Origin of the sequence: Xanthomonas sp. LF02-5 (assembly GCF_034105325.1) — a bacterium.
GTDB lineage: Bacteria > Pseudomonadota > Gammaproteobacteria > Xanthomonadales > Xanthomonadaceae > Xanthomonas_A > Xanthomonas_A sontii.
Genome location: NZ_JAXGGF010000001.1, coordinates 1,361,955 through 1,383,631, shown reverse-complemented (window position 1 = coordinate 1,383,631; position 21,677 = coordinate 1,361,955). Strand labels below are relative to the sequence as shown.

The following is a 21,677-nucleotide window of genomic DNA, read 5'->3' as shown; positions in this document are numbered from 1 at the left end:
ACTCGGCCACCCAGATGCACATCTTCCACGAGGTAGCACAGCCATGATCGACACCACTGTCGTAGAGCTGTCGCGGCTGCAGTTCGCCATGACCGCGATGTACCACTTCCTGTTCGTCCCGCTCACCCTGGGCCTGTCCTTCATGATCGCGATCATGGAGAGCGTGTACGTCATGACCCGCAAGGACGTGTGGCGGCGCATGACCCTGTTCTGGGGCGTGCTGTTCGGCATCAACTTCGCGATGGGCGTGGCCACCGGCATCGTCATGGAGTTCCAGTTCGGCATGAACTGGTCCTACTACAGCCACTACGTCGGCGACATCTTCGGCGCGCCGCTGGCGATCGAAGGGCTGATGGCGTTCTTCCTGGAGGCGACCTTCATCGGCCTGTTCTTCTTCGGCTGGAGCAAGCTCACCCCGGTCAAGCACCTGATGGTGACCTGGCTGATGGCGCTGGGCACCAACCTGTCGGCGGTGTGGATCCTGATCGCCAACGGCTGGATGCAGAACCCGACCGGCGCGGTGTTCAACCCGGACACCATGCGCATGGAAGTGGTGGACTTCATGGCGGTGGTGTTCAACCCGGTGGCGCAGGCCAAGTTCGTGCATACGGTCAGCGCCGGTTACGTGACCGGCGCGGTGTTCGTGATGTCGATCAGCGCGCTGTACCTGCTGCGCGGCAAGCACCGCGACATCGCCCGGCGCTCGTTCGCGGTGGCCGCCGCGTTCGGCCTGGCGTCCTCGCTGTCGGTGGTGGTGCTGGGCGACGAGAGCGGCTACGCCGCCAACGAACACCAGAAGATGAAGCTGGCCGCGATCGAGGCGATGTGGGAAACGGAGCAGGCGCCGGCCGACTTCACCGCCTTCGGCATCCCCAATCAGGCCACCGGCAAGAACGACTACGCGATCAAGGTGCCGTACCTGATGGGCCTGATCGCCACGCGCTCGTTGAACACGCCGGTGCCGGGCATCCTGGAACTGGTCAAGCGCGCCGAGCACCGCGTGCGCGGCGGCCAGATCGCCTACGGCGCGCTGCAGCGGCTCAAGGCCAACCGCAACGACGCCGAAGCGCGGGCGGTGTTCGATCGCCACTGGCAGGACCTGGGCCATGGCCTGCTGCTCAAGCGCTACCGCGAAGACATCCTCAACGCCACCCCGGAGGAGATCGCCAAGGCCGCGCTGGACACGGTGCCGCGCGTACTGCCGCTGTTCTGGACGTTCCGGGTGATGGCCGGCCTGGGCTTCTACCTGATCGCCTTCTTCGCCGCCGCGCTGTGGTTCTCGTGCAAGCACAATTTCGAGGACAAGCGCTGGTTCCTGAAGCTGGCGCTGTGGACACTGCCGATGCCGTGGATCGCGATCGAGTGCGGCTGGTTCGTGGCCGAGTACGGCCGCCAGCCGTGGGCGGTGGAAGGCGTGCTGCCGACCTTCTATGCCGCCTCCGGCCTGGCCCTGCACGACATCCTGATCACCCTCGCCGGCTTCGTGGCGATCTACACCACGCTGCTGATCATCGAGATCAAGCTGATGCTCAAGGCGATCCGCAAGGGGCCGGACGACCTGCCCGCCCTGCTGCAACCCGCCCCGCGTCCCGTCACCCCGATCGCCGCACCTGCGGCCGCCGGCCACCTCTGATTCCGGCAGGAGACACACCATGGACTTCATTGCATTGGACTACACCACGCTGCGCGTGATCTGGTGGCTGCTGCTGGGCATCCTGCTGATCGGCTTCGCGGTGATGGACGGTTTCGACCTGGGCGTCGGCGCGTTGCTGCCGTTCGTGGCCAAGACCGACGCCGAGCGCCGGCTGGTGGTCAACACCATCGGCCCGGTCTGGGAAGGCAACCAGGTCTGGTTGATCCTGGGCGGCGGCGCGATCTTCGCCGCCTTCCCGCCGCTGTACGCGGTGAGCTTTTCAGGCTTCTACCTGGCGATGTTCGTGATCCTGTTCGCGCTGATCCTGCGCCCGGTCGGGTTCAAGTTCCGCGGCAAGCTGCCCAGCCAGCGCTGGCGCAACGGCTGGGACTGGGCGCTGTTCGTCGGCGGCTTCATCCCGGCGCTGATCATGGGCGTGGCGGTGGGCAACGTGCTGCTGGGCGTGCCGTTCCACTTCGACGACACCCTGCGGGTGTTCTACACCGGCAGCTTCTTCGGCCTGCTGATGCCGTTCGCCCTGCTCGCCGGCCTGCTCAGCGTGAGCATGCTGGTGGCGCACGGCGCGGCGATGCTGGTGCTGAAGACCGACGGCCCGGTGGCCGAACGCGCGGCGCGCTACGGCAGCGTCGCCGCCCTGGTGGCCTGCGCGCTGTTCGCCGGCGCCGGAGTATGGGTGGCCACCGGCCTGCCCGGCTACGCGGTCACCTCGCAGGTGGTCACCGACGGCGCCACCAACCCGCTGCTGAAGACCGCCGTGCTCGGCGAGGTCGGCGGCTGGATGCACAACTACCAGCGCATGCCGCTGACCGCCCTGGCCCCGGCCGCCGGCCTGCTCGGCCTGCTGCTCAGCGCGGCGCTGTTGCGCAAGCGCCGCGGCGGCCTGGCGTTCATCGCCTCCGGTGCGGCCATCGCCGGCATCATCCTGACCGTGGGCTTTGCGATCTTCCCGTTCCTGCTGCCGTCCTCCAGCCAGCCGGGCTCCAGCCTGACCGTGTGGGACGCCTCCAGCAGCCACCTGACCCTGTGGATCATGCTGCTGGCCACCGTGGTGTTCCTGCCGATCATCCTCGGCTACACCACCTGGGTGTACCGCGTGCTGAAGGGCAAGGTCACCGCCGCCTCCCTGGACGACAACCCCAACGCGTACTGACGCGCCCGCAAGGAGAAACGATCATGTGGTACTTCGCCTGGATTCTCGGTGTCGGCCTGGCCTCCACCGCCGCCATCCTCAACGGCATGTGGTTCGAGGCCCGCGAGCGCAACGCCGCGGACGCGGCCGACGCGACGGAGTAAAATTTTTTTGCAAAGGCGCTTGCCGAATGCGGAAGACCTCCGTATCATGTGCGGCTCCTTCGGGGTGTAGCTCAGTCTGGTAGAGCGCTACGTTCGGGACGTAGAGGTCGCAGGTTCGAATCCTGTCTCCCCGACCAGTTTCAAGGTCACAAGAAGCCTGGAAAACCACAGTTTTCCGGGTTTTTTTGTGCCTGCAATCCGGGATAGGCCGCGCGGTGCGGTGACACCCCTCCTGCCCCTGCCCCGGCCAGCACGCGTCCTCTCGGGGCTGCGGCGGCTTGACTCCATGGCCTGGCTTTTCGCCACAATGGTGGCGGGGAACCGGCGCATTCATCCCCACCTCCTTCCTTGGCGACCAAGCGTGCCGGAAGCGAGGTGGCGGGCATGTCCGTTTCGACGTTCACGACTCAGACAAACGGACACGACACCATGAAACTGCAAGCGGCACTCTGCCTCTCGTTGATCGTTTTGTATTGCGCACCCGCAGCAGCGGTGACCGAAACCGACAAGCAGGTGGACCGACTCGGCGTGCAGGGCGTACAGGGCGGCGCGACTGCCTACTTCAGCGTCAAGGATGCGCTCTCCACCACCTGCAAGTTCGACATCGTCTACCTCAACCTCGGCGACGAGTTCGGCAAGGCCGCCTATGCGAGCCTGCTCGCCGCGCAGACCTCGGGCAAGAAGCTCTCGCGCTTCGAGTATTGGCAATCCGCTCCAGGCGAAACATGCACGCTCTCGCTGGTCGAATCTCACAGCTGATCGGCACTGACTACGGCCGCGCTCAGCGCAACCGCGCCTTCAACAGCGGCCGCAGCAGGTAGTTCAGCACGCTGCGCTTGCCGGTCAGGATGTCGACCTCGGCCACCATGCCCGGGATGATCGGCAGCGCTTCGCCACCGCGGCGCAACTGGCTGCCGTCGGTGCGGATCAGCACCTGGTAGAACGACTCCTTCCCATGCGGGGTCTGCTCCTCGATGGTGTCGGCGCTGATCTGCTCGACCGTGCCGTTGAGCTCGCCGTAGATCGTGTAGTCGTAGGCGGTGATCTTGACCCGCGCCCCCATACCCGGCACCAGGAACGCCACGTCGCGCGGTTTGATCCGCGCCTCCACCAGCAGCCGCTCCTCCACCGGAATGATCTCCATGATCGGCTCGCCCGGCGGGATCACGCCGCCGCGTGTATTGATCAGCACGGTGTTGACCCGTCCACGCACCGGCGACAGGATCTCGGTGCGGCGCAACTGGTCGTGGCGCTGGCGCACGATCGGCTCCAGTGCACCGAGATCCGCCTTGCGCTTGGCCAGTTCGGTATACGCCTCCTGGAAGTAGCTGTTGCGCAGCTCGCCGAGCCGGCCCTGCAAGGTGGCGATGTCCTGGCTGAGCTTGAGCGCCTCGACCTGGCTGACCGCGCCCCTGGCCACCAGCGGCCGCACGATGTTCAACTGATCCTGGGCCAGGCGGATCTGCCGCTGGATCGCCTGGCTGCCTTCGGCCAGCTTGCTGCGGCGCGACTCGAACAGGTCGCGCTCGGAACGCTGCAAAGCCTGATTGGAGGCGACCTGCTCGGGGAACGCGATGCGGTCCTTGCCCAGCACTTCGGTGTCCAGGCGCGCGATCGCCGCATGCAGCACCTGCTCCTGGTTGACCGACTCCTGATAGTTGGTCAGGAAGTGGGTGCGTTCCAGGCGCACCAGTGGCTGTCCCGGTTTGACCAGTTCGCCTTCCTGCACCAGCAGCCGGTCCAGGATCCCGCCCTCCAGGCTCTGGATCTTCTGCATGCGGCTGTACGGCACCACGCGGCCATCGCCACGGGTGACCTCGTCCAGCTCGGCCCAGGCCGCCCAGGCCAGGAAGATCGCCACTGTCGCCAACACGGTCCACAACAACGGCCGGTACAGCGGATGGGTGGAGGCCAGCAGCGGATCGGCCAACCGCCGCCGCAGTGCGATCGCGGTGCGCTCAGCCATGGCCGCCCGCCAGTGCCGGCGCCGGCGCCTGTACCCGGTTGCCCTGCAGCACCTGCTCCACCGGTCCATCCACCACCACGCGTCCTTGCCGCAGCACCACGGCACGCCGGGTCAGTTCGAGCATGCTGCGCTTGTGCGTGCTCAGCACCAGCGTGCGCGTGCCCAGCCAGCGCTGCAGGTAGGCGATGACCAACTGCTCGCTGTGCTGGTCGAACGCCGCGGTGGGTTCGTCGAGCAGCACCACGCCGGGATCCTGCAGCAGCAGCCGCGCCAGGCCCAGCGCCTGTCGCTGTCCGCCGGAAAGACTGGTGTTGCCCTGGATCGGCAGGTCCAGGCCGAAGGGATGCGCGCGCACGAATGCCCCCAGCCCCACCCCGTCCAACGCCGCGTACAGCTCGTCGTCGCCCAGCGCCGCGCCGTGCAGGTTGAGGTTGTCGCGCAGGCTGCCGTGGAACAGGGCCACGTCCTGCGGCAGGTAGCCGATGTTGCGCATGCGGTCGGCCGGGTCGATCTGCGCGATCGCCACGTCGTCGAGCAATAGCCGCCCCGATTGCGCATCGAGCAGACCGGCTAGCAGCCGCAACAGGGTGGACTTGCCGGCGCCGTTGCCGCCAAGCAACGCCACGCGCTCGCCGGCGCCGATCCGCAGCGACTGGACGTCCAGCGCCGGTGGCTGCTCGCCGTGACGCAGCGTCACCGCGTCCAGGCGATAGTCGCCCTTCAGCCGCAGCTTGTGCACGAAACGCTTGCCGGGCGGACGTTCCTGCGCTGCGCCCAGCAACTGGTCCAAGCCCTCCATCGCCACCCGGGTATGCTGCCAGCGTCCCAGCACCGCGGCCGCCTGCCCGAGCGGCGCGATCGCGCGCGCGGCCAGCAGCGAGCAGGCCACCAGCGCACCGACGGTCATCTCGCCCTGCTGGATCCGATAGACGCCGAACACCACCACACCGACGTAGGCCAGCTGCTGCACCACCGAGGCGGCATAGCTGAGCGCGGTAGTCAGCGAATGGGTCTTCATCGCCGAGGCCGCCAGTTGCGCGGTCAGCCCCTCCCACAGGCCCTGGCAGCGACCCTCGGCACGCGCGGCCTTGATCGATTCCAGATGCTCGAACGCCTCCAGCAGCAGGCCGTTCTTCATCGCGCCCTCGCGCAGGTTCTGCCGCGACAGCGCGCCGAGCAGGCGCTGCGCCAGCAGCCCGGGCAGCACCATCAACACGCAGGCGACCAGCGGCACCCACACCACGTGGCCGCCGATCAAGGCGATGATGGCCAGGAAGATCGCCACGAACGGCAAATCGCTGATCAGCGCTGCGCTGGACGTGGTGTAGAACTCGCGCACCGACTCGAACTCGCGGACCTGCGTACTGAAGGCCCCCATCGACCCCGGTTTGGCCGCCATGCGCATGGCCAGCACGCGCGAGAACAGCAGCGTGGACAACTGCAGGTCCAGGCGCTTGCCCAGCACCGCCAGCAACTGCCCGCGCAGGGTGCGCAACACGCCTTCCAGCACGATCGCCAGGACCACGCCGCTGGCGAGGATCCACAAGGTATCGAAGGCCGCGTTGGGCACCACGCGGTCGTAGACCTGCATTGCGAACAGCGCGGTGGCGATCGCCAGCAGGTTGGCGACCATCGCCGCCGTCGCCACTTCGGCGTAAGAGCGCCACAACTTCTTCAGCGGGCCGTAGAACCAGTGCTCCGCGTCGCTGCCGGCATAGCCGCCGATGCGTCCATCGTCGCGAAAGCAAGGTTTGGCGAATACCGCCGAGCCGCTGTACAGCCGCTCCAGTTCGGACAGCGGCATGGTCTGCTCGCCGCCACTGGCATGCGGCAGCAGCACCCGAGCATTCTCCGACTTGATCGCCTCCAGCAGCAGGGTGCGACCATCGTGCAGCAACAGCAGCGCGGGCAGCAGATAGGCGTCCATCCCCGCGAGCGGATAGTCCAGCACGTCGGCATTGAGATCGGCACGGCGCAGTGCCCGGGGGACCAACCGCAAGGGCAGTCGCCCCTGATCCAGCGCAATGCCATCCACCAGTTCGGCATCGGTCAACGGCCGCCCCAGGCGCTGGCACAGCAACAACAGGCCAGGCCGCAGGCCATCCACGTCCGCTGCCTGCGGGGCGCCGATCGACACCGCCGAATTTTCCTCAACCTGCATGGGCGCTCTCCCGGAACATGGCCTGCAACGCCCCGACCTGCGCCGCGGCACGGTAGCGCAGGCGCTTACGTTCGATCCGCAACGCGATCAACTGGCGTTCGGCCTCCAGCCGCTCGCGCTGTACGTTGAGCAGTTCGATCACCTCGCGCCGGCCCACGCTCAACTGCTCGCGGTAGAGCTCGGCCACCTCCACCGCCTGCTGCGCCTGTTGCAGCAGTGCCTGCTCGCGCCCGCGCAGCGCATCGCCGGCATCGGCCAGCGTCTGCACGGTGCGCAGGATCTCGCGGCGCACGGCATCCACGTTCCACTGCGCCGCTTCCAGGCGCTGCCGGGCGGCCTGCGGGCGCAGGAACGTCGACATGCCCTGAAAGACGTCCATGCTCAGACGCAGCGAAATGGTCGAATCGTTCTGCAGGCGCCCGCCGACGTCGCGGCGCAGCGCGGCGGCTTCCAGATTCAGTTGCGGCTTCAACGCCGCGCGGGCCTCGCGCACTTCCGCTTCGGCGGCACGCACCTGTTCGTTGGCCTTGCGCAGCAAGGGCGAAGCGTCCACCGTCCGCGGCAGCTGCGCCGGCGCCAGTTGCGGCAGGTCCGGCAGATCCGGTTCGAGCAGACCCTCGGCCTCCGTGCCAACCAGCAGCAGGAACTGATTGCGTACCTCCTGCAGCGTGCCCTGCTCGGACGCCAACTGGTCCTGCCCGCGCGCCAGTTCCAGCCGCGTGCGCTCCAGTTCGCTGCGATCGGCGTAGCCACCGCTGCGCGCTTCGCTGAGGTCGGCGATGGCCTGCAGGCGTTGCAGATGCGCCTGCACCGCCTGCAGCCGCTGCTGCGCCAGCAGTACGTCCAGGTACACGTCCACGATCGCCAGCGCGGCATCGTCGGCGGCGACCTCCACCCCGGCGTCCTGCCCGCGCTGCTGCGCCCGTGCCGCCGCGACCCTGCTCGACACACGGCCCCAGTCGTACAGCATCTGCGAGAGGTTGACGTCGTAGACCACCTCGCCGGGATCCATGGCCTTGGGCCCGGCGCCCACCGACAACGCCGGGTAGTAGCCGCTGCGTGCGATGCGCACGTCGGTGGCGGCACGTGCCGCCTCGGCCATCGCCGCGCGCAGTTGCGGCTCGCTGCTCAGGCCTTGTTGCACCGCCTGGGCCAGCGACATGGCGAAGGCACCTGGCGGTACCGCCAGCAACAGCCAGACGCAGGCGCTGGCCGCCCGGCCAGGCCGGCGCACGCGCCGGCCGTGCGTGCAGGTCTCCCCCATCAGGCCGTCACCACCGCAAGCGTGTTGTCCTCCACCAGCAACGTGGCGCTGCCGAAGCTGTAGACGTGGTAGGTGATGCCATCGATCGCCTGTGTTGTGCCGCTGTCGACGGCACCGACGACGTTGAGCACATCCGCGCTGTCGCCGGTGATCTGCAAGGTATCGTTGCCGTCGGTGATCGCCAGCACCTCCGACGCGGTCAGGGTCAGGGTACTTCCGGAGTCGCCCTTGCCCAGGTCGATACGCTCGATGTTGGACAGCGTGCCCACGCCTGCCGCGTTGTAGTCAAGGTCGATGCCGTTGGCGAACAGCACCGTATCGAAGCCGGCGCCACCGTCGATGCTGGTGAAGTTGGTCGCGGTGATCTGGATGGTGTCGTCGCCATTGCCGGCCAACACCTGATCGCCGCTGCCGATGTTGAAGATCAGGTCGCTGCCGTCGCCGGCGAGGATGCGCTCGCTGCTGCCGTCGGCGCCGGACAGGATGTCGATGCCGCCGGTGCCGTTCACGCTGATGGTGCCGATGCTCAGGGCCGCGCCGCTACCGGACAGGCTGATGCCATAGCGCGCACTGTCGTTGCCCAGCGTGTCGGTGGCGACCACTTCGAAGGCGACCTGCGCGCCAAGGTTGAGCACGCCGGACGCGGTGAGCCCGAGTTGGCTCAGGACGCTGGGACTGAGCAGGTTCAAGGCGAAGTCACCATTGGCGTCGGCCTGGATGGGCGTGAGTTCGACATTGAGCGCCGGAGTGATGACGCGGATCGCCAGGCTGGCATTGGGGTCGGCGTTGCCGCTGAATCCGAAGGTCGCCGGCAGCAATGCGAAGTCCACCCCGAAGTCGCCCAGCGTCAGCGGCTGCGCGATGTTGGCGCCAACCCCCAGCGAGGCGACCGAACTGGTGTTGCCCGCCGGATCGGCGCCCACCACGGACACCTGCGCGTTCAACAACTGCGACCAGCTCAGGCCGATATCCAGGCCGGTGAGCAGATCCAGCGAGGCCAGGCCGCTGTTGTCGGCCGTCAGCGTGGCCGTGGCCTGCACGCCGCCCACATTGACGTTGACCGTCAGTGCAGTGCCCGGTTCGCTGGAAATCGTCAGCAGATTAGCGACCAGCGACAGCACCGGAGTGGCCGGCGGGATCGTATCGATGGTGAAGCCGACCGAGGACGAGGCCGGGCCCCCGTTGAGATCGGCGGTGACCGTCGCGGCGCCCTGCGGCAACGCGGCGCCGCCGCTCGGCGGCAGCACCGAGACCACCACGTTGCCGGCAGCGAGGTCGCCGCTGGTGAGCGTATGCGGGACATCCACCACGTAACCGTTCTGGCCGGCGAAATGCACGGTGACCACCTGGCCGACCAGCATGTTCGGCCGCAGTTGCACCACCACCTGGATGCCGTCGCCGATTTCCGCAGCGTTGATCCAGGTATCGCCGGCCTCGGGCACGCTGAGCAGCGGCGGCGACAGATCCGGGGCAGTGAGCAGTGCGGGCGGGCTGACGTTGCCGGCGGCATCGACCGCCACCACCGACAGTGCCTGCCCGATCACCAGCGCCGGCACCAGCGGCAGGCTGAAGGCGCCATTGCCATCGGCCTGGATCAACAGTGGATTGGCGGTATCGCCGTTCACCACCACACGCAGTTGCGCGTTGGCTTCGGCGGTGCCGGTGAGCAGGCTGCCGTCCAGGCTGATCGTGACCAGCGGTGCCGCCGGTGCCAGCGCATCCACCGTGGTGGTCGCCGGAGGACTGACATTGCCGGCGGCATCGGTGGCCACGGCGTTGACGACGGTGCCGTCCGGCAGTGGCGCCGCCGGGGTGACGCTCCAGTTGCCGGCGCCATCCGCGGTGGTCTGCCCGATCAGCGTGCCGTTGCCGTCGGTGACGGTGACCGTCGCACCCGCTTCGGCCGTACCGACGATCGCCGTGCCGTTGCTCGGCTGCAGCACCGGCGCCGCCGGTGCCAGCGCGTCGATTGTGGTGGACGCCGGCGGACTGGTATTGCCGGCCGCATCGGTCGCCACGGCATTTACCACCGTGCCGTTTGGCAAGGCCGTGCCCGGAGTGACGCTCCAGTTGCCGGCGCCATCGGCGGTGGTCTGCCCGATCAGCGTGCCGTTACCGTCGGTGACAGTGACCGTCGCACCCGCTTCGGCAGTCCCGACGATCGCCGTGCCATTGCTCGGCTGCAGCACCGGCGCGGCCGGTGCCAGCGCATCGACCGTGGTGGACGCCGGCGGGCTGGCATTGCCGGCCGCGTCAGTCGCCACGGCATTGACGACGGTGCCATCCGGCAACGCGGCTCCCGGCGTCACACTCCAGTTGCCCGCGCCATCGGCAGTGGTCTGCCCGATCAGCGTGCCGTTGCCGTCGGTCACCGTGACCGTCGCACCCGCCTCCGCCGTACCGACAATCGCCGTGCCATTGCTCGGCTGCAGCACCGGCGCGGCCGGTGCCAGCGCATCGACCGTGGTGGACGCCGGCGGGCTGGCATTGCCGGCCGCATCGGTCGCCACGGCATTGACGACGGTGCCATCCGGGAGCGCGGCGCCCGGAGTCACGCTCCAGTTGCCGGCGCCATCGGCCGTCGTCTGCCCGATGAGGTTGCCATTGCCGTCGGTCAACGTCACCGTCGCGCCAGCTTCGGCGGTACCGACAATCGCCGTGCCGTTGCTCGGCTGCAGCACCGGCGCAGCCGGCGCCAGCGCATCGACTGTGGTGGACGCCGGCGGGCTGGCATTGCCGGCCGCGTCGGTGGCGACGGCGTTGACGACGGTGCCATCCGGCAGCGCGGCGCCCGGGGTCACGCTCCAGTTGCCCGCGCCATCGACCGTCGTCTGGCCGATCAGCGTGCCGTTACCGTCGGTGACAGTGACCGTCGCACCCGCTTCGGCAGTACCGACGATCGCCGTGCCATTGCTCGGCTGCAGTATCGGCGCGGCCGGTGCCAGCGCATCGACCGTGGTGGAAGCAGGCAGGCTGGCATTGCCAGCCGCATCCGTGGCGACGGCGTTGATCACGGTACCGTCAGGCAGCGCGGCGCCCGGCGTCACGCTCCAGTTGCCGGCGCCATCGGCCGTCGTCTGGCCGATCAGCGTGCCATTGCCATCGGTCACCGTCACCGTCGCGCCCGCTTCCGCCGTACCGACGATCGCCATGCCGTTGCTCGGCTGCAGCACCGGCGCCGCCGGCGCCAGCGCATCGACCGTGGTGGACGCCGGCGGGCTGGCATTGCCGGCCGCATCCGTGGCGACGGCGTTGATCACGGTACCGTCAGGCAACGCGGCACCTGGGCTCACGCTCCAGTTGCCGGCGCCATCGGCCGTCGTCTGCCCGATCAGGTTGCCATTGCCATCGGTGACGGTGACCGTCGCACCCGCCTCCGCGGTCCCGACGATCGCCGTACCGTTGCTCGGCTGCAGCACCGGCGCCGCCGGCGCCAGCGCATCGACCGTGGTGGACGCCGACGGGCTGGCATTGCCGGCCGCGTCGGTGGCCACAGCATTCACCACCGTGCCATCCGGCAACGCGGCGCCCGGGGTCACGCTCCAGTTACCCGCGCCATCGGCCGTCGTCTGCCCGATCAAGTTGCCATTGCCATCTGTGACGGTGACCGTCGCACCCGCCTCGGCAGTACCGACGATCGCCGTGCCATTGCTCGGCTGCAGCACCGGCGCCGCCGGCGCCAGCGCATCCACCGTGGTCGTCGCCGGCGGACTGACATTGCCGGTCGCATCGGTGGCCACGGCGTTGACTACGGTGCCATCGGGCAACGCGGCGCCCGGGGTCACGCTCCAGTTGCCCGCGCCATCGGCAGTGGTCTGTCCGATCAGCGTGCCGTTGCCGTCGGTCACCGTCACCGTCGCCCCCGCCTCGGCGGTACCGACGATCACCGTGCCGTTGCTCGGCTGAAGCACCGGCGCCGCCGGTGCCAACGCATCCACGGTGAGCGATGCGGGCGGGCTGACGTTGCCGGCCGCGTCCGTGGCGACGACGTTGACCACGGTGCCGTCCGGCAGGGCCGTGCCCGGTGTGACGCTCCAGTTGCCGGCGCCATCGGCGGTGGTCTGGCCGATCATCGTGCCGTTGCCGTCGGTGACGGTGACCGTCGCGCCGGCCTCCGCCGTGCCGACGATCGCGCTGCCATCGCTCGGCTGCAGCACTGGCGCGGCCGGCGCCAGCGCATCGACGGTGGTCGTCGCCGGCGGGCTGGCGTTGCCTGCGGCATCGGTGGCGACAGCGGTGATGACCGTGCCGTCGGGCAGCGGACTGGCGGGGACGAGGCTCCAGTTGCCGGACGCATCGACCGCGGCCTGCCCGATCACCGCACCGTTGCCGTCGGTCACCGTCACTGTCGCACCGGCCTCCGCCGTGCCGTTGATCTCCATGCCGTTGCTCGGCTGCAGCACCGGTGCCGCGGGTGCCACCGCGTCCACCGTGGTGGTCGCCGGCGGACTGACCGTGCCGGCGGCATTGCTGGCGACCGCCGTGATCACCGTGCCGTCCGCCAGCGGTGTGGCCGGGGTGAAGCTCCAGTTGCCGGACGCATCGACGATGGCCTGGCCGATCGATGCGCCGTTGCCGTCGGTCAGGGTGATGGTCGCACCCGCTTCCGAGGTGCCGGCGATGACGCTGCCGTTGCTGGCGTCGATGACCGGTGCCGCCAGCAGATCCGGCGCCTGCACGCTGGCCGGCGGACTGATGTTGCCGCCCGGATCGGTCACCACCACGGTCAGCGTCTCGCCATCGGTCAGCGGCGGCTGCAAGGGCACGGTGAAGGTGCCATCGCTGCCGACCACGGCCGTGACGTCCGGCACGCCGTCGCCATTGGTATCCACGCCCACTGTGGCGCCCGCCTCCGCGGTGCCGGTGAGGCTGCCGCCATCGGCCGAGACCTGCAGATTGCCGGCCGCCGCTGGCGGCGTGGTGTCGGGCGCGTTGACGCTGGCGCCGGGGCCGGTGTTGCCGGCCGTGTCGGTCACCACCACCGTCAGCGGTTCGCCATTGGTGAGTGGCGGCTGCAGCGGTACGGTGAAGGTGCCGTCGCTGCCGACCACGGCGGTCACGTCCGGCACGCCATCGCCATTGGTATCCACGCCCACCGTCGCGCCTGCCTCCGCGGTGCCGGTGAGGCTGCTGCCATCGGGCGCCACTTGCAGGTTGCCGGCCGCACCGGGCGGGGTGACGTCCGGCGCCTGCACCATCGCTGGCGGGCTGGAGGCCCCACCAGGGCTGGTGACCACCACGCTTACCATCTGGCCATCGACCACCGGCGCCGGCAGCGTCACGGTGAAGCTGCCGTCGGTGCCGACCAAGACCACCGTGTCCACCTGTCCGTCACCATCGATATCGATGCCGACCCAGTGGCCGGGCGGCGCATTGCCGGTGATCTGGGTGCCGTCCGGAGAGATCTGCAGATTGCTCGCCACGGCCGGTGCCGACGGCTGCGGCTGCGGCTGCGGTTGCACGATCTCATTGCGATCGTCCTCGCTGCCCATGCTGGCCAGCGCGCCCGCGCCGAGTGCGACGCCACCCGCCATCAGCCAGGGCGCCGCCAGCCCACCGGCCATGCCGCCCGCGCCAGCCGCGGTCAAGGATTCGAATCCGGCCTCGCCCGTCACCGGCGCATAGCTGGCCAGCAACGCACCTTCCTCGCTGCTGGTCGCGAACTGCACTGCCACCGGACGCTCATCCCGGGTCAGGAACAACTGGCTCGGTTCGGCCGAGGCGTCGAAGAAATGGGCGATGCGGACCATCTCGCCGTTCTTCAGCCTGACGACCAGGTCGCCGCCCTCACGCGTATAGGCGGCGACGCTGTCCGGCGCCACATCCAGCACCACCTGGCTGGCCCGGCTGAGGTTCACCACGCCATCGGCGGGCAGCGGCACGGCCTGGGCGCGCGCGGGGTCCGCATCGTGCGGGACAACCTTGACCTGGATACTCATGACGAACACTCCTTTCGCGAGGATGGGCGGAAGCGGGCGAGCGTGAGCCGATGGCCTGGGGCGGTCGACGCGACTGAGCGCCGTGCCGGCCGATACGCAGGCAACACCTCACCTACGCGGCCCTATCGGTCCACGACAAGCATTGGAACAGTGATCAAGCAACGCAGCGCACGCACTGCCGCGCGCCACGTCGGGGTGGACGCAGCTAGCGTCGGGGTCGTTGCAAGGGGGAAACCCGGGGATGAGGCCGGCGGCGGCGATGCGCCAGGTGACGGGGCGAACGAGACAAACGGGCGGTGTCCAATGACATCACGGGCACTCCTTGTGAAAGCAAAACAGTTCGAACGGCAGGACGGCAACACCATGTGCAGTGACTCTGCGCCGACATGCCTCGCCTGCATTGCGAGGTGCCCACCTTCAGGTCCGGATCGATCGTGCCGCATATCCGCCAAAGAACTGGCGTTACGCGCCCCCCCCTTCCGTTTGCACGCACCGATCTTTGCCAACGACGACACACATAGGCAATAAACCGGCACAAATACGTGACACAACTGTGTTTAGCACCACACTCCAGCGACGCTTTTTTCACAAAGCCCGCTGCGGGTTTTTCAAGGTTATTGCGCAAAGCAATAAAAAAATGACGCCACCGGCATGGCCCGGTTCTGCGCGGTTGCGTGCGCCCCTCCATCGGCTGCGTTCGCCGAACCGCGCCGGTAAACGATTGCATCGACAGGCGCAGGCGACACCGTGCGGCCGGCGCGCCTGAGCAGCGCCGGGCCCTGTCATGGCGATCGGCCCACCGAACCTGGACGGTCGGCAGCGCGACGCATGGCGTCGCGCGCCGCCGGTGCGGCACTCTCCGGCTCAGTACACCGGCAAACTGATGAAACTGGCCTGCTGCGGCGTGTGCCAGATCCGCTGCGTCGCCTTCTGGTAATCGCCGGGCTTGGCGAAGTAGATGTTGGGCACGTAGGTCTGCGGGTTGCGGTCGTACAGTGGGAACAGGCTCGACTGCACCTGCACCATCACCCGGTGACCGCGCTCGAAGGTGTGATTGGCGGTGGGCAGGCCGAAGCGGTAGGCCAGCGGCTGGTTCGGAGTGAGGGGCGCCGGATGCTCGAAGCTTTCGCGGTAGCGGCCGCGGAAGATCGCCAGCGACACCGGCAATTCGTAGCCACCCAGTTTCGGATCGGACGCCATCTGATCCGGGTACACGTCGATCAGCTTCACCACCCAGTCGCTGTCGCTGCCGCTGGTGGAGGCCTGCAGGTTCACCTGCGGCGCGCCGGCGATGCGCAGCGGCGCCTGCAGCGGTTCGCTGACGAAGGTCAGCACGTCCGGGCGGCCGTCGACGAAGCGCTGGTCGTGCACCAGCCAGGTGGTCCACATGTCGCGGTCGCCGAACACCACCGGGCGCGGCACGAACGGCACCGGCTTGGCCGGGTCGGACACATATTCGGTGTACTCGCCCTGCCCGGCCTTGGGCGCCTCGAACGAGACGCGGCCGCCGGCCTCCAGGTACAGCGGCTTGCTCTGCGCCGGGCAGCCCTGCGCGCAGCTCAGCGGCCAGCGCTGCAGGCGATCCCAGTGGTTGGCGCCGGTGTCGTAGATCAGCACCGGCGGCGTGTCGGCCTTGGGCGCGCCGTCGACCAGGTACTGATCGAAGAACGGCTTGAGCACGTCGCGGCGGAACTGCAGCGCGGTATCGCCGTCGAACTGCAGTGCGCCCAGCGAGGCGCCCTCGTAGTTGACCTGGCTGTGCCGCCACGGCCCCATCACCAGGTAGTTCTTGTCGTTGCCGGTATCGCGCGGCTCCATCGCCTCGTAGCTGTGGATCGCGCCCCACATGTCTTCCTGGTCCCACAGCCCCTGCAGCCACATCGTCGGCACCTTCAGCGGGGTGCGCGCCATCACCTTGTCCAGCGCCTGCTCCTGCCAGAACGCATCGTAGGCCGGGTGCTCGGTGAGCTTGCGCCACCACGGCAACTGCTCCAGCCCGGCGGCCTTGGCGTAGTCGCCGGCCGAACCGGCGCGCAGGAAATTGCTGTAGTCGTCGTAGCCTTGGCGCGGAATGCCCTCGCCCTTGCCGCGCCGGGTCATCTGGCCGGTGAAGTAGTCCAGGTTGACCTGGCGGAAGGCGCCGTAGTTGAGCCAGTCGTCGCCCATCCAGCCGTCGATCATCGGGCTCTCCGGCGCGGCCACCTTCAGCGCCGGATGCGGATCGGCCAGCGCCATCACCACGGTGAAGCCCTCGTAGGACGAGCCGATCATGCCGACCTTGCCGTTGGATTCGGGCACGTGCTTGACCAGCCAGTCGATGGTGTCCCAGGCGTCGGTGGCGTGGTCGACCTTGGTCGGGTTGAGCGGCCCGCGCAGCGGCCGGGTCACCACGTAGTCGCCCTCCGAGCCGTATTTGCCACGGATATCCTGGAACACGCGGATGTAGCCGCCATCGACGAACACCTCGTCGCCCTGCGGCAGCAGATCGCGCATGTGCGGCGAGGCCAGCCGGCTGGCACGGCCGCTGGCGTCGTAGGGCGTGCGGGTCAGCAGCATCGGCGCGCCGTGCGCGCCCTTGGGCAGCACGATCACCGTGTGCAGCTTGACCCCGTCGCGCATCGGGATCATCACCTCGCGCTTGATGTAGTCGTTGGCCGCGGTCGGCGCGACGAAGGGCTTGCCGGTGATGTCCGGGGTCATCGGCGCGGTCTGGGCGAACGCGGTGCCGGCGGTGGCGAGAGCGACAGCAGCGGCGAGCAGGCAGGGAGCGAGGCGGCGCATGGGCATTGGATCCCGAAAGGAGGCGAATCCGCGACGCTAGGCGACGGCGCCTCACTCGGCAAGTGACAAAGGCTGGGTCGCCGACCCTCGCCGTTGGCGCCGCGGGCACGCGAGCGCGCAGGCACGCCATGCCAATCAGCCCAGGTGGCTGCCCTGCCCCAGCTCCACCGACACGACGCAGATCACTCCCTTGCCAGGCAGCTCAGGCGCCGACCGACCAGGATCGCACCGCCTCAGTGCCGCACCTGGCCTTCGCCGCGCACCACGAAGCGCTCCACGGTCAGCGCTTCCAGGCCCATCGGGCCGTAGGCGTGCAGGCGCGTGGTGGAGATGCCGATCTCCGCGCCCAGGCCCAGTTCGCCGCCGTCGGAGAAGCGCGAGGAGGCGTTGACCATCACCACTGCCGCGCGCAGCGCCTGCACGAAGGCCTCGGCGTTGGCCGCATCGGCGGTGGCGATGACTTCGGTGTGGTCCGAGCCGTAGCGGCGGATGTGTGCGATCGCCGCGTCCAGGTCGGGCACCACCGCCACCGCCAGGATCAGGTCCAGATATTCGGCGGCGTAGTCGTCGTCGCTGGCGGGGTCGATGTCCGGCAGCAGCGCGCGGGTGGCGGCATCGCCGCGCAGGGCGACGCCGCGTTCGCGCAGCGCCTGCGCGGCCAGCGGCAGGAAGCGCGCGGCCACGTCGGCGTGCACCAGCAGCGTCTCCAGGGAGTTGCAGGCGGCCGGCCGCGTGGTCTTGCCGTCGATGAGCAGCTTCGCCGCCAGCGCCAGGTCCGCCGAGGCGTCCACGAACAGATGGCACACGCCCTTGTAGTGCTTGATCACCGGCACCCGCGCATGTTCGGCGACGAAGCGGATCAGGCCTTCGCCGCCGCGCGGGATCGCCAGGTCGACGATGTCGTGGAGCTGCAGCAGTTCCAGCATGGTCTCGCGGCGCAGATCCTCCACCAGGGTCAGCGCGGCCTCGCCGATGCCGGCGTCGCGCAGCGCCCGGCGCAGCGCCGCGGCGATGGCGGTGTTGGAGTGGATCGCCTCGGAGCCGCCGCGCAGGATCACCCCGTTGCCGGCCTTGATGCACAGCGCCGCAGCGTCGGCGGTGACGTTGGGGCGCGCTTCGTAGATCATCGCCACCACGCCCAGCGGCACGCGGATCTTCTGCACGCGGATGCCGTTGGGGCGCACGTCGTCGCGGGTGACCTGCCCCACCGGGTCGGGCAGGCCCGCCACCTCGCGCAGCGCCGCGGCGATGCCGTCCAGGCGTTTGCGGTCCAGCGCCAGCCGATCGAGCATCGCGCTGCCGACCTCCTTGGCCCGCGCCGCCTCCAGATCGCGCGCATTGGCGGCGAGGATCGCTTCGGCATCCGCCTCCAGCGCCGCCGCCATCGCCTCCAGCAGCGCCTGTTTGGCCGGCGACGACAACTGCGCCAGCGCTTGCGCGGCATCGCGGCAGTGCAGGGCCTGGGTGCGGATGGAGGTCATTGGGCGGCTCCGGTGGATTCGGGATTCGGGATTAGGGATTCGGGATTCGGGATTCGGACAGGCTACGCGCGGCGCGAGGGCATCAGAAGCGGCGAGGGCGAGGCGCGATGCAGATGACTGAACTGCGCCGCATTCGTGGCCGGCGCGGGGCGGGCGCGTTTACGCCGATTCCCCATTCCCGACTCCCGATTCCCACACCACCACCAGGTCGTCGCGATGGATCACGTTCTCGCCGTAGTTGTAGCCCAGGATCGCCTCGATGTCGCGCGAGTGGCGGCCGGCGATACGGCGGATGTCCACCGCCGCGTACTGGCTGACGCCGCGCGCCAGGCAGCGCTCGCCCGCCGCGTCGCGCAGACGCACCTCCACCATGTCGCCGCGGCGGAACTCGCCCACTGCGCCGGCCACGCCGCCCGGCAGCAGCGAGGCGCCCTTGTCGAGCAGCGCGGCGGCGGCGCCGGCATCGACCAGGATCGCCCCCGGTTCCACCGGCACGTGGCGCAGCCAGTACTTGCGCGCGGCGATGCGGGTGCGCGCGGCATGGATGCGGGTGCCGCGCAGGCTGTCCTGGGCCAGTCCGCGCACCACCTCGGCGCTGCGGCCGTTGAACAGATAGGTCTCGATGCCGGCGGCGCCGGCCTTGGCCGCGGCCTCCAGCTTGGTGCGCATGCCGCCGGTGCCCACGCCGCTGCCGCTGCCGCCGGCCATGGCCAGCACCGCCGCGCTCAGTTCCTGCACCTCGTGCAGCGGTTGTGCCTGCGGGTCGCGGCGCGGGTCGGCGGTGTACAGGCCGTCGATGTCGGTGGCGATGAACAGCGCATCGGCGTCGACCAGGGCGGCGACGATCGCGGCGAGATTGTCGTTGTCGCCGAGCTTGAGCTCGTCCACCGACACGGTGTCGTTCTCGTTGACCACCGGCAGCGCGCCCAGCCGCAACAGTTCGCCCAGCGTGGCGCGCGCGTTGAGGTAGCGGCGACGGTTGCGCAGGTCGTCGTGGGTCAGCAGCACCTGCGCCACCGGCCGTTCGAAGAAGCGCTGCCACAGCGCGATCAGCTGCGCCTGGCCGAGCGCGGCCAGCGCCTGCCGTGCCGCCAGCGCCGCACCGGCCTCGGCGGCCTTGGGCACGATGGCACGGCCCGCGGCGACCGCGCCGGAGGACACGATCACCAGTTCGCGCCCGGCCGCCAGGTTGGCCGAGACGAACTGCGCCAGGCCCAGCGCGAAGCGTGGCGTCAGCCCGCCGCCGTCGGCGGCCAGCAGGCTGCTGCCGACCTTGAGCACTGCGCGCCGCCACGGCGGCAGGCGTTGTTCGACGAAGGGCGATGGCGTCTGCGAGGTCATGGGATCAGCGCGTGTTCCATTCGTACACGGTGAGGTCGGAGCTGCCGTGGATCGCCAGCGGATCGGCGGCGACGATCGCCTGCGCCTGCGCCAGGTCGTCCACGCCCTGCAGCAGGTAGGCGCCGCCGCTGCGGTCGCTGAAGCCGCCGGTCAGCGCCAGCAGGCCGCGCGCGCGCAGGTCGTCGAGGAAGGCCAGATGCGGCGCGACCACGCGCTCGTCGAAGCTCGGTTTGCGCATCGCCAGGACCAGGTAGTGCTTCATCGTACGGTGTTCCTTCTGCAATCGGTTTGCATGTTCGGCGTCGCAGCGAATGCTTTTTGTGGGAGGGGCTTCAGCCCCGACGCGTTAGCACCAAGGCGTCGCGGCTGAAGTCCTCCCACAGGCAATCAAGCCTCCAGCGCGTGCCAGCGCGCCTGCAGCTCGTCCAGGCGCAGATCGGCGGCAGCACCCGGCGACACGCGTGCAGCCAGGCTGCCTTCCGGCGTACGTCCCTGCCCTGCGCTGTCGGCGGACGCGGCGGCGGCCTGGTAGGCCTCGCGGAACGGCACGCCGGCCACTGCGGCTTCCACCGCCACGTCGGTGGCGTACATGCCCGAATCGATCGCCGCGCGCAGCCTGTCCTCGCGCCACTCCAGGTTGGCCAGCAGCGCCGGCAGCAGCTCCAGCGCGGCCAGGCCGCGGCCGAAGCCGTGGAAGATCGCGCCCTTGCTGCTCTGCAGGTCGCGGTGATAACCGGACGGCAGCGACAACAACTGTTCGATCTCGGTGCGCGCCGCGGCCACGCTGGCGTGGGTGGCGCGCATCAGCTCGATCACGTCCGGGTTGCGCTTGTTCGGCATGATCGAGCTGCCGGTGGTGTACTGCGCCGGCAGCGCGACGAACCCGAATTCGCCGCTGGTGAACAGCGACAGGTCCCAGGCCAGGCGGCGCAGGTCCAGGGTGGCGCTGCCCAGCGCTTCCAGCGCGGCCATCTCGAACTTGCCGCGCGAGAGCTGCGCATAGATCGGGCTGACCTGCAGGCGCGCGAAGCCCAGCGCGGCGGTGGTGTGCGCACGGTCCAGCGGCAGGTTGACGCCGTAGCCGGCGGCGGTGCCGAGCGGATTGCAGTCGACCAGGCGCAGGGTATCGCGGGCGCGGACGGCATCGTCGAGGAAGGCCTCGGCCCAGCCCGCCCACCACATGCCCGCCGAGGACACCACGGCACGCTGGATGTGGGTGTAGCCGGGCACTGGCAGATCGCGCTCGGCCTGCGCGCGGTCCAGCGCCACCTTGGCGATCTCCGCGCTCAATTGCGCCAGCCGCGCCAACTTGTCCTTCAGCCACAGCCGGGTGGCGACCAGGATCTGGTCGTTGCGGCTGCGCCCGGTGTGGATCTTGCGCCCGGCATCGCCCAGGCGCTCGGTCAGCCGCGCCTCGATCGCCGAGTGGCCGTCCTCGAAGCGCGCATCCAGCACGAACGCGCCGCTGCGGAAATCCTCGGCCAGCACCGCCAGCTCGCGCTGCAACCCGGCCAGTTCGTCGGCGGACAGGATGCCGATGCGCTGCAGGCCCTCGGCGTGCGCGCCGCTGGCGGCGATGTCGTGCAGGAAGAACTCGCGGTCCAGGAGCACGTCGTCGCCGGCCAGGAAGGCCTGGATCTGCGTGTCGACGGCGACGCCGGGTTTCTGCCAGAGAAGATTAGTCATTGGGGGTCCTTTTTTGCGGGACCCGGGACCCGGGGCCCGGGACCCGGAAAAGCAAAAGCATCGGCTCTTGCTTCTCCGGGTCCCGAGTCCCGGGCCCCGGGTCCCGACGAT

General features: G+C 69.3%; 13 protein-coding genes and 1 tRNA gene. 5 read left to right on the top strand and 9 right to left on the bottom strand.

Annotated features, from left to right (window positions below; genetic code table 11):
• Nucleotides 1–43 precede the first annotated feature (43 nt).
• From SLW52_RS05985 to SLW52_RS05965, 5 genes are all read left to right on the top strand, one after another.
• A complete protein-coding gene (locus SLW52_RS05985) occupies nt 44–1,633 on the top strand; it encodes a cytochrome ubiquinol oxidase subunit I (RefSeq protein WP_017910523.1) in 1,590 nt (529 codons plus the stop codon).
• A 19-nt stretch (nt 1,634–1,652) separates the two neighbouring features.
• Entirely contained in the window at nt 1,653–2,804 is a 1,152-nt protein-coding gene (cydB, locus tag SLW52_RS05980) for a cytochrome d ubiquinol oxidase subunit II (RefSeq protein ID WP_320739142.1), read from the top strand.
• A 23-nt stretch (nt 2,805–2,827) separates the two neighbouring features.
• Nucleotides 2,828–2,947 (top strand): cytochrome bd-I oxidase subunit CydX, encoded by a 120-nt coding sequence (gene cydX / locus SLW52_RS05975; protein ID WP_152237527.1) that lies wholly within the window; start codon nt 2,828–2,830, stop codon nt 2,945–2,947.
• Nucleotides 2,948–3,007: 60 nt separating this feature from the next.
• A tRNA-Pro gene (locus SLW52_RS05970) sits at nt 3,008–3,084 on the top strand.
• Between the two features lie 292 nt (nt 3,085–3,376).
• Entirely contained in the window at nt 3,377–3,706 is a 330-nt protein-coding gene (locus SLW52_RS05965) for a hypothetical protein (protein WP_249042305.1), read from the top strand.
• A 22-nt stretch (nt 3,707–3,728) separates the two neighbouring features.
• Here SLW52_RS05965 and SLW52_RS05960 read toward each other — a convergent pair whose 3' ends face one another.
• The 9 genes from SLW52_RS05960 to argH form a co-directional block, all read right to left on the bottom strand.
• The gene (locus SLW52_RS05960) at nt 3,729–4,913 is read right to left on the bottom strand and encodes an HlyD family efflux transporter periplasmic adaptor subunit (protein WP_320739145.1); all 1,185 of its coding nucleotides are present in this window, start codon (nt 4,911–4,913) and stop codon (nt 3,729–3,731) included.
• Entirely contained in the window at nt 4,906–7,074 is a 2,169-nt protein-coding gene (locus tag SLW52_RS05955) for a type I secretion system permease/ATPase (protein WP_320739146.1), read from the bottom strand. The genes SLW52_RS05960 and SLW52_RS05955 overlap by 8 nt, the downstream gene beginning before the upstream one ends.
• Entirely contained in the window at nt 7,064–8,236 is a 1,173-nt protein-coding gene (locus SLW52_RS05950; RefSeq protein WP_226978638.1) for a TolC family protein, read from the bottom strand. Before SLW52_RS05950 ends, SLW52_RS05955 begins: the two co-directional genes overlap by 11 nt.
• Before the next feature lie 101 nt (nt 8,237–8,337).
• Nucleotides 8,338–14,277, bottom strand: coding sequence for an Ig-like domain-containing protein (locus SLW52_RS05945; RefSeq protein WP_320739147.1), 5,940 nt, complete (start codon nt 14,275–14,277; stop codon nt 8,338–8,340).
• A gap of 864 nt (nt 14,278–15,141) precedes the next feature.
• Nucleotides 15,142–17,058, bottom strand: a complete 1,917-nt coding sequence (locus SLW52_RS05940; protein ID WP_267081592.1) for a CocE/NonD family hydrolase — start codon at nt 17,056–17,058, stop codon at nt 15,142–15,144.
• A 233-nt stretch (nt 17,059–17,291) separates the two neighbouring features.
• Nucleotides 17,292–18,539: a glutamate-5-semialdehyde dehydrogenase gene (locus tag SLW52_RS05935; RefSeq protein WP_295910608.1), complete on the bottom strand. Its 1,248-nt coding sequence runs from the start codon at nt 18,537–18,539 to the stop codon at nt 17,292–17,294.
• 159 nt (nt 18,540–18,698) lie between these two features.
• Nucleotides 18,699–19,880, bottom strand: coding sequence for a glutamate 5-kinase (proB, locus tag SLW52_RS05930; protein ID WP_267084723.1), 1,182 nt, complete (start codon nt 19,878–19,880; stop codon nt 18,699–18,701).
• Nucleotides 19,881–19,884: 4 nt separating this feature from the next.
• Complete coding sequence (locus SLW52_RS05925; protein WP_043095621.1) at nt 19,885–20,142, bottom strand: YciI family protein; 258 nt, start codon at nt 20,140–20,142, stop codon at nt 19,885–19,887.
• A 125-nt stretch (nt 20,143–20,267) separates the two neighbouring features.
• Entirely contained in the window at nt 20,268–21,566 is a 1,299-nt protein-coding gene (gene argH / locus SLW52_RS05920; RefSeq protein WP_267084724.1) for an argininosuccinate lyase, read from the bottom strand.
• Nucleotides 21,567–21,677: the final 111 nt, after the last annotated feature.